The organism is Moheibacter sediminis (assembly GCF_900176425.1).
Lineage (GTDB): Bacteria > Bacteroidota > Bacteroidia > Flavobacteriales > Weeksellaceae > Moheibacter > Moheibacter sediminis.
In genome coordinates this window covers 1-13,981 of sequence record NZ_FWXS01000004.1, presented here as the reverse complement: position 1 = coordinate 13,981, position 13,981 = coordinate 1, and the positions used below count along the sequence as shown (strand labels likewise).

The following is a 13,981-nucleotide window of genomic DNA, read 5'->3' as shown; positions in this document are numbered from 1 at the left end:
AATCACAGATGAGAATATGACAACAACCTTTTTCTTCAAAGAAAAGAAACAACTTCACACGATGTTGCTGTCATTGATTTATTTACATGATGATATTTTTCTAAAACGCTCCAAAGAGTTTATTTCCTAACCCTGTCATGACTCAAGACAGGGCAATTTTTAGTTTTTTTAAATATAATTATCAAACTCTTTAAAGTTTACTTTCAGCATAGTTTAATAATAAACTTATGGCATTGAGTCATTTATAAAGTAAAAAAGGGGAATTTTAAATTAAGAAATATCATGACAGAAAATATTATTTTAACAACCGGACTTTACGATTTAATAAAAGAACAAATAAGAAGAAAAAAAGTAACAAGTCAGGAAGAACAAATTTTGATTTCAGAACTCAAAAACGCAAAACAAGTCTTAAGAAAAGACCTCTCTCCAGATATAGTAACGGTCAATTGTCGGATAAAGGTTATAGATCATTCTACCCTACAGGAAAGTGAGTACACTTTTGTTGCTCCTGATAAAGAAAAATTAAAAATGGGAAAACATTCTATCCTATCTCAAATTGGTTTAGCAACTATAGGACGTAAAACGGGAGATATTATTTTCTGGCCTTTTAAAGACGGAGAAAAGAAAATTGAAATTTCAAAAGTAGAACCATTCATAGTTTAAAATTGTATTTCAGAAATTTACATAAAAGCCTCTGTTTAAAAACGGAGGCTTTTGTGTTTTGTTTAAAAATAGCGATGAATGTTGTATAACAATAAATTAAAAAGAAAAGTTAAACTTTGTATCCTGCTAGATTTTTTATATTTACATTTTTAAATCCATAGTAAAAATTTAATATGTTGTACCAACGCAGCAGCACACTTTTTCAAGAAGCTCAAAATTACATTCCAGGTGGCGTAAACTCACCCGTTCGTGCATTTAAATCTGTTGGCGGAACGCCAATATTTATGCAAAAAGCGTTGGGTGCTTATTTATATGATGAAGATGGAAGAGCATATGTAGATTACATCAATTCCTGGGGACCATTGATTTTGGGACACACGCATCCGATGGTTTTAGAAGCCGTAACCAATCAGCTAAAAAAAGGATTTTCTTATGGAACGCCTACTGAACTGGAAACGGAAATCGCAAAATTAATTGTGGAAAATGTCCCGAATGTAGATAAAATCAGAATGGTCAATTCCGGCACAGAAGCTTGCATGAGTGCAATTCGTCTGGCAAGAGGATTTACGGGAAAAGATAAAATCATCAAATTTGAAGGGTGCTATCACGGACATTCCGACTCATTTTTAATCAAAGCCGGAAGCGGTGCGGCGACGTTCGGAAATCCAAACAGTCCGGGCGTTACACAAGGAACTGCTAAAGATACTTTACTCGCAAAATTCAATGATTTTGAATCGGTTAAAAATTTGTTTGAATCAAATTCAGGCGAAATTGCCGCCATCATTATCGAACCTGTTGCTGGAAATATGGGCTGCATTGTTCCTGAAGAAAATTTTTTAGAAAATCTGAGAACAATTTGTACAGAAAACAATGCTCTTTTGATTTTTGATGAAGTGATGACTGGATTCCGATTGGGATTTGGTGGTGCTCAGGAAAAATTAAATATTAATGCGGATTTGGTTTGTTTCGGGAAAATTATCGGCGGGGGCTTTCCTGTCGGAGCATTTACCGGAAGAAGTGAAATTATGGATTATTTGGCGCCATTGGGACCGGTTTACCAAGCCGGAACTTTGTCTGGAAATCCAATCGCAATGCGTGCCGGAATAACGACTTTATCGATTTTGAAAGATGATTTAAATCTTTATGAAAGGATTGATTCTACCACAAAAATTTTACACGAAGAAATTACTTCCATCCTTTCTCAAAAAGGCATTGCACATACTACGAATAGATTAGGTTCGATGATTTCTTTCTTTTTTGGAGAAAATAAAATCACGAATTTTGATGATGCACAACAAGCAAATCATAGCTTATTCAATCAATTTTTTCATCATTTATTGAATGAAGGAATTTATCTTCCTCCATCAGGTTATGAAACCTGGTTTATTTCAGATTCCATTCAAAATGAAGAAATTGAAAAAACATTAATTGCAATAGAAAAATTTGTACCTTCGACTGATTAACACACATTAAACATGAAATTAAATTTTACCATCCTATTTTGTCTGGGATTTATATTTTCCTTGGCACAACGCAATTACGAACATTCCATTCAAGAAAAAAATGCATTTCAAAATGGACAACATACACATGCAGAAGAAGGAGTTCTTTTAGATGCAGATTATGTTCCTGAATATTATCGTCTAGAAATTCATGCAGATCCAAACGTTTCAAATTTTTCAGGAAAAACAACTATGCATTTCACAACAACTGAGCTTTTGAATCAGATAAAAATCAATGCAAAACAAAATCTGGACATAGAATCAATCAGTTATCATTCGGCTCCTATTACAAATTTCACCCGTTCAGGAGATGTTTTGACGATTAACTTGCCTGCATCTCTTCCACAAAATCATTTGGATTCTATTGCCATCAGTTTTTCAGGAAATGCCAATACTTCCAGCGGGTACAGCGTTTTCAGCCATAATGGAAATCCGATTGCGGAAACGATTTCCGAGTCATTTCACGCTTCAGCTTGGTGGGTTTGCAAAGATGATTTGCTTGATAAAGTTAAAAAAATTGACATCCATGTAACGCATCCATCCAGTATGAAAGCCGCTTCCAACGGACTTTTGAAATCTGTTACAAATATTGGCGGCGGAAATTCAGTTTCACACTGGCAGCACAATTATCCGATCCCGGTTTATTTGGTTGCAATTGCGGTTACGAATTATATTGAATACAACAATTCTGTAGATATCAGCGGTACGAATGTTCCGATTATCAATTATGTTTACCCGGAGTCTTTATCTGGAGCGCAATCTTCTTTGGATCAGGTTCCAAGTTATATTTCATCTTTGAGTGAAAAGTTTGGAGATTATCCTTACAAATTAGAAAAATACGGTCATGCAGAATGGGAACGTGGTGGAGGAATGGAACATTCAACGATGAGTTTCGTGGCAAATTTTGATTTTGGGTTGGTAGTTCATGAATTAGGACATCAATGGTTTGGAAATCAGGTTACTTGCGGGACTTGGAGTGATATATGGCTCAATGAAGGTTTTGCTGAATATAGCGATGGTTTGATGACGCAGGAAATTTTTGGTGAAAATGCTTTTAAAAGCTGGAAAGAAGATTATGTTTGGTACATAACGGATAATAACTGGGGTTCGGTTTGGAATCCTGAACCTGAAAATGAAGACCGAATTTTCAATTATCGATTGACTTATGCAAAGGCTTCTATGATGGTCCATTTAATTAGGTATATAATTAATGATGATGCATTATTTTATCAGTCTATGAAAAATTACCTGAACGACCCTGCACTTACTTATGGTTATGCAACAACTCCTCAATTCAAGTCAAGTTTGGAGGCTTCTACCGGAATGAATTGGGACAATTATTTTGCTGACTGGATTTACGGTCAAGGTCACCCGATTTTCAATATTGCCGTAAATAAGCATAGCGGAAGTAACAATATTACAGTTATTATTAATCAAAATCAATCTCATAATTCAGTAGATTTCTTTGAAACTCCGTTGGAAATTCAATTCCGTGGAAGTGGCGGACAAACTGCTACCAGAAGATTTAATTTAACTCAAAACGGACAATCCTTCGACGTAACTGATTTGTCTTTTGCAGTAACAAATTATACTGTAAATCCTAGTTTTGATGTGGTTTGCAGAATCGGAAGTACGACTTTGGGTAATGAAGAATTGGATGCTGCTAACTCAACAAAAGCTTCAATTTATCCAAATCCCGCAAATGAATCATTTACCATTGAAAATAAAGAAAACATAGATGAAATTAAAGTTTTTGATGTTTCAGGAAAAGTGATTTATCATTCTAAAGATTTGAATAATGCTAAAGTTCAAATCAATTCTCAAAACTGGACAACCGGAACTTATATGGTTCAAATCCAATCCGGAAACAGAACGCAATTGATGAAAGTTTTGGTGAAATAATCCATTATAAAAAAATAAAAAGCTTGCTAAAATTTATTTTTCAGCAAGCTTTTTTGTTTAGATTATATAATTTAATGTATCATTGTCACCCTTCAATCCCCAACAACTCCACTTCAAAAATCAAAGTAGAATTTGGTCCGATTTCTTTACTGATTTGTTCTTCGCCATACGCAAGCCATGCGGGAATTACAAATCTATATTTACTCCCAACAGACATCAACTGAACGCCAACCGTCCAACCTGCAATCACACGATTGAGCGGAAAAGTAGCTGGTACGCCGCGTTTCACAGAACTATCGAAAACTTCTCCGTTAATTGTTGTTCCATGGTAATGGCATTTTACATTGCTTTTGATGTTCGGTTTTGGTCCTTCGGCGTCAGTTAAGATTTCATATTGTAATCCATTTTCTAAAGTAATTACACCTTCTTTTTTGCCATTTTCTTCCATGAAATCCTGACCTTCTTTCAGGTTTTTCGCTGCCAATTCTTGTTTTCTTTTGAATAATATATCTGCTACGCCCATTTTTTATTTTTTTGTAAATGTATAATTAATCTAATAAATCCGCTAACTCCTCTCCTACCAACGACCCGATAGCAATCCCGGTTCCCGTCAGACGAACGCCGCAATACACATTTTCGGACAATTGTTTCACGATCGGATTTCTATGTGCACCCATGCCCATAATTCCACTCCAGCGATGGTCTATTTCAAATTTTTGATGGGGAAGAATGATTTCTCGCAAATAAGTTTCCAATTGATTTTGAATCAATTCCGTCGTCCCAAATTCAGTTGTGGTTTCGCCTTTCAAATCAAGATTTCTTCCGCCGCCGAGCAAAACACGATTGCCAATATTTCTGAAATAATAAAATCCTTCATCCATATGAAAACAACCTTTCAATTTTAAATTTTCAATTGGTTTCGTCACCAAAACTTGCGCTCTCGCTGGAACGACATCCAAATCAACCAATTTTTTAGTAAACGCATTCGTACAAAGGAAAACTTTCCCTGTTTTGATTGTGAATTCATTTTTTAATTCTAATTCAACTCCTGGATTCAACTCATTGATGGCAGTTACTTCGACATTATTTAAAATCGAAATTTGATTTGAAATAACTAATTCCACAAAAGATTTCATCATTTTTCCGGTATGAATGTGTCCTTCGAAATCTGTTTCAATCATTCCGACTGTGTTTTTGAAACAGAAATCTGTTTCAGATTTTCTATAAACATTTTCATTAAAAATAGGTTTCAGCCATGAATTAATTTTATCTAAATTGGATAAACTAACTTCCATCAAATCTTTGTCATTTTTCCTAAAAATTTCATAACCACCGAACTGATTATAATCCATTTTTTTATCAGGAATCAATGAGCGCAATTTTTGCAAACCTTTGAACCTTCTTTCCACCAATTTATAAACTTCTTCTTCAGGATTTGATTCCAGATACCAAAGAATTTCAGACAAAGTTCCGAAACAAGCAAAACCTGCATTTTTGGTACTGGCACCTTCAGGCAGCATTCCTTTTTCGATGATGATGATTTTCGCTTCAGGATTTTTTTTTCGTAAATGATAAGCAGTGCTCAATCCTACAATTCCGCTTCCTATTATGGTAAAATCGACATTTCTAAAATAGGTTTCGAGTTCCCAAAAACTTAAATTCATATTGAAATTATTTATGTCAAAAATAGAATGATTTTATGGAATGAATGCAGTTCGACTGTTGAAAATTACCATTCACAAATTCAAAATTTCATTTGACAAAATGATTTACATTATGTAGAATCAAACATTTAACTTTAATGAAAAATAATCTCCTAAATACTTATTATGAGAAGAAGAAATTTTATTTTGACCGGACTGCTTTCTGTTCCTGTGCTTTCATTTGGAAAACTTTTAGATTTTAAATTATTTTCACCACCACAAAAAGGTTTCTTTATAAAAGCCAATGAAAGCCGTTTTAATGGCGAACAAAAAACCATCGCTAACGAACTGTTGCGTTGCGTGGTTTCCAATAAAGATTCGGACGGACAGCTGTTGATGGGAACTACTTTACCTGGTTCTATTAAATTCAAAGGCGGTCCGCCGCTTCACATCCACAAATTGCAGGATGAGATATTTTTTGTGGTTTCGGGTGAATTTTTAATTCAACTTGACAAACAAATTTTTACTGCGAAAACAGGTGATGCTACATTTATTCCGAGAGGAACGCCCCATACTTTTGCCAATCCACACGAAAACAATCCCGGTTCGTTGATTTCAATTCATATTCCGGGAAGTGACGAAATGGAAGCTTATTTCAAAACTATCGCTTCCGGAAATTTCCCCAAAGAATCTTCTGCTGACCTTTCAGATGTTGGTCCTCCTATTGACATTGATGCTTATTATAAAAATTTAAAAACATGAAAAACTCATTATTAATTTTGATTGTCTTGTTGATTTCCGGGATTTCATTTACACAATCTTATGAGAATCTAGTTCCGTTAAAAGATGTTTCACAAAAAGTTTATTTCAGTAAAGGTGCAGAAAATCGTGCCGACAAAATTGTAGAGAATTTTGCGGAAGCGGACACTTTTTTTCAAAATAAATTCAAAGTTAAAGCCGATTATACCTTATTAATTCTAAATCCAATGGATTGGAAAACATATGCACATCCCAATGCAATATATGGAATTCCTCATTTTTTACCCGATGGGCGATTGGTGATTGCGGCTGAAAACAATGATTTTTGGCGAAGAAATATGCCACCATTAGAACCGCTTCTCAAAGATATTTCAGATCAAATCGGAAAAATTTATACGGACGAAACCCAAAGATGCCTTTTTGCATTGCAAAATTTCCTCGGTGGATACGCAAGAAGATTTGTTCATCCAAACTTCCATACCCAAAATTTTTGAATTGGCAGGTGGTCCACCGCCCCACATTCATGGTAACGAAGATGAAATTATCTACATCGTTTCGGGAGAATTTATTGTGCATATCGACGATAAGGATTTCCCTATAAAAACTGGGGATACAGCTTTCATTCCCAGAGGAACGTTGCACACTGTAATCAATCCGATTGAAAACAATCCGGGCACTTTGATTACTATTTTCTCACCTGCACCGAAAAAAGTAGAAGATTTTTTCCATTACATCAGTACGAAAGGGACGGTTTCCTCGGAGATTGCACCTGACGGCTGGTAATTAAAATTTGATTTGAGTTAATTTTAGAAATTTAATTTGAGTGAAAATAAAATGAATTTCTTTAATTTTGGATTATGGATTTACAAGACCAACTCAAGAATTTATTTCCGGACCACGTAACATCTGAAGAAGAAATTCAGGAAACTGAAAATGAACTTTGGATGCAGCACGAACCCATGATTTGCAAATTTGAAAAGCGAAATGGGAAGCCGCAAACCATAATAGAAGGTTACACGGGAGCTGATGAAGATTTCAAGCAATTGGCAAAAGAAATCAAAAAACTACTCAGCGTCGGCGGAAGTTTCAAAGATGAAAAAATAATCATTCAAGGCGATTACCGCGACAAAATCATGCAATTCTTAAAAGACAAAGGGTTTAAAGTGAAGCGTGTGGGAGGATAAAATTCTATAATAAAAGGGGGCACGATTAAAGGGAATTTTGAATTTCGAAATGAATTTTAGTTGCGTGATGCTAATTAAAATCCGGTGGCAGAAAGACAATTGACCTAAAATGACCCCCAAAAACTGAATAATAAAATATTATCAGAATTTTTTGTTAGAACAAAAATACAAATTTATTTGTTTAACGATTGTGAATCAACTGAAAAAGATAAGGTTATAAATTCTCACTATGGGTTTCAGTTTTGGTTTGTGCTTCGCTTGAGAATTCAAGTTTATAAATTCTAAACATCCAAATTACTAATGAAAGTAAAATAGGTCCAAAAATAATTCCTATAAATCCAAACACATTTATCCCTAAAATTACTCCAAAAATGGTAATGAGCGGGTGCACATCTGCCATTACTTTCTGCGTCCAGAGTCTGAAAAGATTATCCGCCAAACCAACGATGATAAAACTGTATGCGAGCAGCAGATAAGCATTGGTAGTATCACCTTTTGCGAGCATATAAATCCCAGCAGGAATGTAAACCAAAGAAGCGCCTAAAACTGGAATCATGGCTGCAAATATGGTCAAAACAAACCACCCGAATGCACCTTCCAGCCCAAACATCAGATAACCTAAATAAGCTACAAAAGCTTGAAGCACAGCCACCACAGGAACTCCTACTGCATTGGAAATCACCAAATCACGAAGGTCTTTATTTAAGATAATCAGGTTTTCGGTTTTCAATGGTATATTGTCATAAAACCAATTTTCCATTTTACGATAATTCATCAGCATAAAATAAAGTATCAAATAGGCAACTCCCAATTGCACAAGGCTATTAATCGAAGTATTCAAAACTTCCTGGATGATTTTGATACCGACAGAGGTTATATCTGAAAAATTAATTTCATGCAAAATATCCACGCCCAGTGAGTTGCTAACCTGCTCTACTGCAGTTTGAATGTCCTGCTGAATTTTATCTTTGCTTTCAAGCGCAATGGCTACTTTATCAGTCAGCATACTTATCAAAAGATAGAGAGGCGCTGCGATGATGATTATACTCGTAAACATCAACAAAACAACTGCTAACAAACGTTTCATACGCCATTTAAAAATCATCCATCTGAGCGGATGAATCAATAAAACATACAAACAAAACGCACCCAAAAATCCAGGGATAAAGGCGGATAAATGATAGATTACCAAGATGACCATCAACAGTGATATCAATAGAAAAAGCACTTGTCTTAAAATGCTATTGGGAATATATTTTCTGAACATATTGTACTAGAGTTTAGCTGTTATCAAATTTAAATGAAATCCGCTTAGTGTCCTATTTCCTGTAAGGAATTATTTCTTTTATTTCGGCAGGTTGAAAATCAGTGCATGATGCATCTTTGATTGCATGTGGTATAATTTGTAATTTAAATTTAACGCGAATTCCTTCTATCTTTAAATCGTCATTTAGATTAATCGGGAAATAAGTTTCTTTTTCTGTTTCCAATATGAAACACTTTTTTTCTAATCTTATAAATCCCATTCCATTTATCTCTCTGGAACTATCTTCATTTGATTTTGACTGAATCGTACAGCTTATGAGCAATCCGGTTAAAAGTAAAGTTCCGATATGTTTTTTCATAAATTGAATTTATAAAAAAAGCCGTTCTCTTTATTGAAAACGGCTTTTATTTTTACAAATTATAATTATTTCATAATTAATTTTTTACTGAAAGTTTTACCATCTAGTACAAAGGTCAATAAATAATTTCCTTTAGGATAATTAGAAATATTTAACTGATAAGAATTTGAATTATTATTTGTCAGTTTACTGTTTGACAATAATCGCCCTGTCATGTCTCTTAGTTCAATTTGTGTAATTTTTTGATTGGAATTCCAATTAATATTTACCACATCCTTTGCTGGGTTGGGATAAACTCTGATTTCATTTAATGCCAGGTTTACTGTACCCATAATTCCCATTTCAATTTCAGACTGATATGGTTTATGATTTTGTTTGGTAATTGTAAGTAATGGCAATGCTGCATCTGGATCGAGAGACTCTGCTAATTCTATATTTGCGATACCTTCTGAAATATTAGCTTTTCCTAAAATCACACCATTTTGACTCAATGTTGCCAATGCTCCTTCTGCACTACAATCGGTCACTTCAAATTCTGAAGCATTTTCAGCTATTATTTCTGCATGTTGAGCCGTAATTTCCTGCGTAACGTCGTATCTGAATACCGTTGACGGATCTCCGAACAAAATCCATGTCTGCATTACTTCTTTTGCTGTTGAATTTGAATTATACTCTGACATCATACTAATTTGAGAATTGTAAAAGAGTCCTCCTAATGTGATGTTTTTGTGGTTATCATAAACTTCGGTTAAAATATTTGTCATTTCATCTTGCGTCTGCATAGGAGGAGCCCAAGCCATAAGTATTGAAGACCCTGCAAATGCAATCGCACCTGCCGGATTTTGCTCGTATGTAGCGCGTAAAAATACTTCTCCTATGGTTGTTTCTCCAACAAAAGTCCCGTTGTTACAGGCAACTGAAACTACAAATGGATATTTGCCATTATTGGTTAAATTCAGAACATCATTTGAAGTATAATTCCCTGTTGACATACCATCCAGCCATCCGTGTCCGGTATAATTGAAAAGACCTATTCCCTCATCTATAGCATTATTAATCATAGTTGGAGTTGGCTCTCCGGCAGCATCTCCTCCTCCTTGCGAACCTTGATAAAATTCGTGTACGTCTTCATATCCAAATTCCTGTAATTCTGTTCTGATATTTCTCAAATGCTGGTAATCTGCTTCTCCGTCATCACCATAACCCGAACCTTCATTAGATCCTAGCCCTATCGCATTTTTCATCCAAACTCCTTCCATTGGATTTTTTTCATATTCTAAAATGCGGCTTACCATAACTCCGATTTCCTCTGCATCTCCCGACAATCTTCCGACCAGTAATTCCGGATAAAAATCATTATTCCCGCCTTCTATCTGACCATAGTAACTGTCGCTCCAAAGTTGTTCCCAACCGGAAGAACCATAAGTATGTGAAGCTACTTTATCTGAATCTCCTGCCAGAAGTACAAAGACCAAATCAGGATTGTTTTCATAATAATCTTCTACAAAACTCTTTATTGCTGTATCTGTGGCTCCTGTTTGAGTAGTTGTTACGATATTCGTTTTAATTCCTGATTCATTTTTCCAATCTACAAATCTTGTCAGTTCACCTACATATTCAGAATCAGCTATGATCAGCATAGAACCAATTTCGGAAATAGGGGTATATGCTGGATTCTCAGATGGATTCAAATAATGATGGTTGTATATATCATTAAAAACAGAAGATTTAAAATTATTAATTTTCTGAATTTCATTCGTTCCTGTTTGACTAGAGTTTGTATTCACAACTACTCTTAAATTATTATAAATCCTTAGTTTTTTCTGAACCGGATTGTATTGAAAAGGATACAAAGAAACTGTAGTGCCACGCGTATCTCTCAAAATATAAGGATCACTCATCACAGATAATTCTCCAGGATAAAATGCATCTTGATTGTAAACCTCACTAAAAGTATAAGGTATTGTATCCGGATTTACATTTCTCTTTAAATTTCCTTTAGATGGTGTTATTTCTATATTTTCAATTTCATAAAAACCATCATGTTGGATTTCATAAGAAACATTTCCTTTTTTTGGAACCATGACAGCTTGTGAAAAAAATGGAATTGCCGGAGCTCCCAATTCTGAAGTAAGAACTTTATGACTTAATCCAAAATTATGGTAATTATTACCACTTATGAGAATTGAATTCCTTTCAAAAGGATTTAATGTGTGTGTAAATTCAATTGAATTTTGGATTGCAGATTCTAGTTTGAAATTCTGGGCTTGCGTAGTATTTAAGAATAAAAAAGCAAGCCCGCAGTAAATAAATATTTTTTTCATGTGGTTAAATATTTGAAAATCAAAATCGAATGTACAAATTATTCTGATTGATAATTAATTATTTTATAGTTAGATTTGAATATTGCCAAACTAATTCCTTTAATACTTAACTTTATTTTTAGAAAATTGATTAATGAAGAATATAGGATTCACGGTATTATTATGTTTTACTTTCATATTTGTGAACCATTCTGCATTTGCTCAGATTACTCCCGAAAAGGACAGCACAGAAACCAAAGATAAAGTTTCAGAGAAAGACGAAAGATTTTTACAATCGATGGATAATTACAAGAACAAAAATAAATTCAATCGGTTCATTCACAAATTATTTATCCGAAATCCTAAAACGAAAAAAGCAAATGCAACTACTGATAAATTTGGAGAGTCTCAGAAATCATTCGAAGATTCCGAAGGAAAAATCATAAGAAATATAGAAATAGAATCACATGATCCGTTTGGGTACTCCCTCACAGATTCTACTGAAATACCTAATTCTTTCCTTGAAAAAGCAGGAAATTTTCTACATGCCAAAACTAAAAAATTTGTTGTCAGGAATTATTTACTTCCCAAGTCAGGTGATGTTTTAGATTCTTTAGAAATACTGGAATCGGAACGTTTGATGAGAAGCCAGCGATTTATAAGAAGAGTACAAATCGAAACAGTTCCTGTAGGCGAAAATTCTGACAGCGTAGATTTGGTCGTACGTACTTTGGATTCCTGGACAATTGTTCCAAATCTTACTTATTCCGGAAGCAGAGTGGGATTGAGATTGAGAGACCGAAATTTTATGGGATTAGGACATGATTTTGACAGTCGATACAGACAAAATTTTGAAACCGGAAACAACAGATTTTCCACCCGTTATACAGTTCCCAATATCCAACGGACTTTCATTTCATTCAACGTTGGCTATTACAGTGACGAAGAAAACCAATACACCAAAGGAATTTCATTTCAAAGAAGATTTTTCTCTCCACTTACAAGATGGGCGGGTGGTATCTATGTCGGTCAGAGAGCTTATCAGGACTCTATACCTAATGACAAAGGGATTTTTGCGCAAAATTTCAAATACAATTTACAGGATTATTGGGGCGGTTATGCAATCCGGCTTTTCGATACTGAAAAAACAGCTGCCGAAAGATTAAATAATTTAATTGTATCGGGACGTTATTTCAAAGTAGATTATGTGCAAAGTCCAACGCCACTGATTGATCCGATTGATTATTATTCAGATGAAGAATTTTATCTCGTTGGCATCGGTATTTCAAGAAGAAATTTCGTTCAGGACAGATTTATCCGAAATTATGATATCGTAGAGGATATCCCTGTGGGAATGTCGTATGGAATTACCGCAGGTATTCAGAATAAAAATCAAAGAAACCGCTTTTATCTCGCGGGAGGATTTAAAATGGGGAATTATTACAAATTGGGTTATTTTGGTTTTGAAGCACAATATGGTGGATTTCTTAAAGGTTCAAAATCAGAACAATCTGTCTTTTCTCTCAAAACAAATTATTTCACCAGATTAATGACTTGGGGGCAATGGAAATTTAGAAATTTTATTTCCTCGAACATTATCGTAGGAAACAATCGTGTAGATTCACGAGGTGACCGACTTACGCTCAACGAACATGATCCATTGGGCATCGTAGGCTTTCACAGTGTAGATGTCATTGGTACAAATAAATGGCTTACTGAAATCCAGATACAGTCCTATTCTCCTTACGAATTCCTTGGATTTCGGATTTCTCCATTTTTAAGTTCATCGTTAGGATTAATAAGCAATGAAGGAGAATATTTAATCAACAGTAAGCTCTATGCAAAAGTTGGAATTGGTGTAATGTTTACGAATGATTATTTGGTGTTCAACAATTTCCAACTATCTTTTGCATGGTACAATAGCATTCCCGGACATGGAGATAATATATTCAAAACCAACACCTTCGACAACCGAGATTATGAACTCATGGACTTTGACTTCGGAAAACCTGAACTCATAGAGTACAATCCAAGATTTGTTTATTAAGCATAATTATTCAAAATCATTGAAATAATCACAAGTATAAACGAACATACCATTCAACTTGATATTGATTTTATTTCTCATAAACTTTATACTTTAAAATAAATTATCAGAGTAAAATCTTAGTAAATTAACTTTAAAATGTAATAAGAAAGAAATTTATTTGCATTATATCTAAAATAAAATCCTCAATTAGCAATCTCATATATCATTCATTATAAGAAACATGAGTATTATTTATAGAGAAATCCTAAAGTTTAGAATAATAATTTAGGAATCTGCTTTGGGAAAGAAGATTTGATATAATTATAAATACCAGAACCTCAGGGTCGGGCTTTACATTGCAACTCCTCTTC

13 protein-coding genes are annotated in these 13,981 nt (G+C 34.3%); 8 read left to right on the top strand and 5 right to left on the bottom strand.

Features of this window, described 5'->3' with window-relative positions; all coding sequences use genetic code 11:
• The first annotated feature begins 282 nt into the window (after positions 1-282).
• From B8977_RS06775 to B8977_RS06765, 3 genes are all read left to right on the top strand, one after another.
• Entirely contained in the window at positions 283-663 is a 381-nt protein-coding gene (locus B8977_RS06775) for a GreA/GreB family elongation factor (RefSeq protein WP_084016940.1), read from the top strand.
• Positions 664-836: 173 nt separating this feature from the next.
• A complete protein-coding gene (hemL, locus tag B8977_RS06770; RefSeq protein ID WP_084016939.1) occupies positions 837-2,126 on the top strand; it encodes a glutamate-1-semialdehyde 2,1-aminomutase in 1,290 nt (429 codons plus the stop codon).
• A gap of 12 nt (positions 2,127-2,138) precedes the next feature.
• Entirely contained in the window at positions 2,139-4,067 is a 1,929-nt protein-coding gene (locus tag B8977_RS06765) for a M1 family metallopeptidase (protein WP_084016938.1), read from the top strand.
• A gap of 85 nt (positions 4,068-4,152) precedes the next feature.
• On the opposite strand, the gene B8977_RS06760 is transcribed toward B8977_RS06765, so the two are convergent.
• Complete coding sequence (locus tag B8977_RS06760) at positions 4,153-4,590, bottom strand: FKBP-type peptidyl-prolyl cis-trans isomerase (protein ID WP_084016937.1); 438 nt, start codon at positions 4,588-4,590, stop codon at positions 4,153-4,155.
• A gap of 25 nt (positions 4,591-4,615) precedes the next feature.
• Positions 4,616-5,731, bottom strand: coding sequence for an NAD(P)/FAD-dependent oxidoreductase (locus B8977_RS06755; protein WP_084016936.1), 1,116 nt, complete (start codon positions 5,729-5,731; stop codon positions 4,616-4,618).
• A gap of 165 nt (positions 5,732-5,896) precedes the next feature.
• On the opposite strand from B8977_RS06755, the gene B8977_RS06750 reads away from it, so the two are divergent.
• From B8977_RS06750 to B8977_RS06740, 4 genes are all read left to right on the top strand, one after another.
• On the top strand, positions 5,897-6,472 hold the full coding sequence (locus tag B8977_RS06750) for a cupin domain-containing protein (RefSeq protein WP_084016935.1): 576 nt from the start codon (positions 5,897-5,899) through the stop codon (positions 6,470-6,472).
• The gene (locus B8977_RS15080; RefSeq protein ID WP_159447465.1) at positions 6,469-6,963 is read left to right on the top strand and encodes a hypothetical protein; all 495 of its coding nucleotides are present in this window, start codon (positions 6,469-6,471) and stop codon (positions 6,961-6,963) included. Before B8977_RS06750 ends, B8977_RS15080 begins: the two co-directional genes overlap by 4 nt.
• A complete protein-coding gene (locus tag B8977_RS06745) occupies positions 6,911-7,252 on the top strand; it encodes a cupin domain-containing protein (protein WP_159447464.1) in 342 nt (113 codons plus the stop codon). Before B8977_RS15080 ends, B8977_RS06745 begins: the two co-directional genes overlap by 53 nt.
• Positions 7,253-7,326: 74 nt before the next feature.
• The gene (locus B8977_RS06740) at positions 7,327-7,653 is read left to right on the top strand and encodes a translation initiation factor (RefSeq protein ID WP_084016933.1); all 327 of its coding nucleotides are present in this window, start codon (positions 7,327-7,329) and stop codon (positions 7,651-7,653) included.
• Between the two features lie 214 nt (positions 7,654-7,867).
• Here B8977_RS06740 and B8977_RS06735 read toward each other — a convergent pair whose 3' ends face one another.
• The 3 genes from B8977_RS06735 to B8977_RS06725 all read right to left on the bottom strand — a co-directional run bounded on the left by B8977_RS06735 (position 7,868) and on the right by B8977_RS06725 (position 11,602).
• Positions 7,868-8,920, bottom strand: coding sequence for an AI-2E family transporter (locus B8977_RS06735; protein ID WP_084016932.1), 1,053 nt, complete (start codon positions 8,918-8,920; stop codon positions 7,868-7,870).
• 52 nt (positions 8,921-8,972) lie between these two features.
• Entirely contained in the window at positions 8,973-9,278 is a 306-nt protein-coding gene (locus B8977_RS06730; protein WP_084016931.1) for a hypothetical protein, read from the bottom strand.
• A 65-nt stretch (positions 9,279-9,343) separates the two neighbouring features.
• Complete coding sequence (locus B8977_RS06725; protein WP_084016930.1) at positions 9,344-11,602, bottom strand: C25 family cysteine peptidase; 2,259 nt, start codon at positions 11,600-11,602, stop codon at positions 9,344-9,346.
• Between the two features lie 133 nt (positions 11,603-11,735).
• Between B8977_RS06725 and B8977_RS06720 the strand changes: the two genes are divergently transcribed.
• Positions 11,736-13,628 (top strand): BamA/TamA family outer membrane protein, encoded by a 1,893-nt coding sequence (locus B8977_RS06720; RefSeq protein WP_084016929.1) that lies wholly within the window; start codon positions 11,736-11,738, stop codon positions 13,626-13,628.
• The last annotated feature ends 353 nt before the right edge of the window (positions 13,629-13,981 follow it).

Bases quoted from the DNA above. Each gene is read 5' to 3' on its own strand.
- B8977_RS06775 (WP_084016940.1), top strand. From the start codon at position 283: ATGACAGAAAATATTATTTTAACAACCGGACTTTACGATTTAATAAAA.
- hemL (WP_084016939.1), top strand. From the start codon at position 837: ATGTTGTACCAACGCAGCAGCACACTTTTTCAAGAAGCTCAAAATTAC.
- B8977_RS06765 (WP_084016938.1), top strand. From the start codon at position 2,139: ATGAAATTAAATTTTACCATCCTATTTTGTCTGGGATTTATATTTTCC.
- B8977_RS06760 (WP_084016937.1), bottom strand. From the start codon at position 4,590: ATGGGCGTAGCAGATATATTATTCAAAAGAAAACAAGAATTGGCAGCG.
- B8977_RS06755 (WP_084016936.1), bottom strand. From the start codon at position 5,731: ATGAATTTAAGTTTTTGGGAACTCGAAACCTATTTTAGAAATGTCGAT.
- B8977_RS06750 (WP_084016935.1), top strand. From the start codon at position 5,897: ATGAGAAGAAGAAATTTTATTTTGACCGGACTGCTTTCTGTTCCTGTG.
- B8977_RS15080 (WP_159447465.1), top strand. From the start codon at position 6,469: ATGAAAAACTCATTATTAATTTTGATTGTCTTGTTGATTTCCGGGATT.
- B8977_RS06740 (WP_084016933.1), top strand. From the start codon at position 7,327: ATGGATTTACAAGACCAACTCAAGAATTTATTTCCGGACCACGTAACA.
- B8977_RS06735 (WP_084016932.1), bottom strand. From the start codon at position 8,920: ATGTTCAGAAAATATATTCCCAATAGCATTTTAAGACAAGTGCTTTTT.
- B8977_RS06730 (WP_084016931.1), bottom strand. From the start codon at position 9,278: ATGAAAAAACATATCGGAACTTTACTTTTAACCGGATTGCTCATAAGC.
- B8977_RS06725 (WP_084016930.1), bottom strand. From the start codon at position 11,602: ATGAAAAAAATATTTATTTACTGCGGGCTTGCTTTTTTATTCTTAAAT.
- B8977_RS06720 (WP_084016929.1), top strand. From the start codon at position 11,736: ATGAAGAATATAGGATTCACGGTATTATTATGTTTTACTTTCATATTT.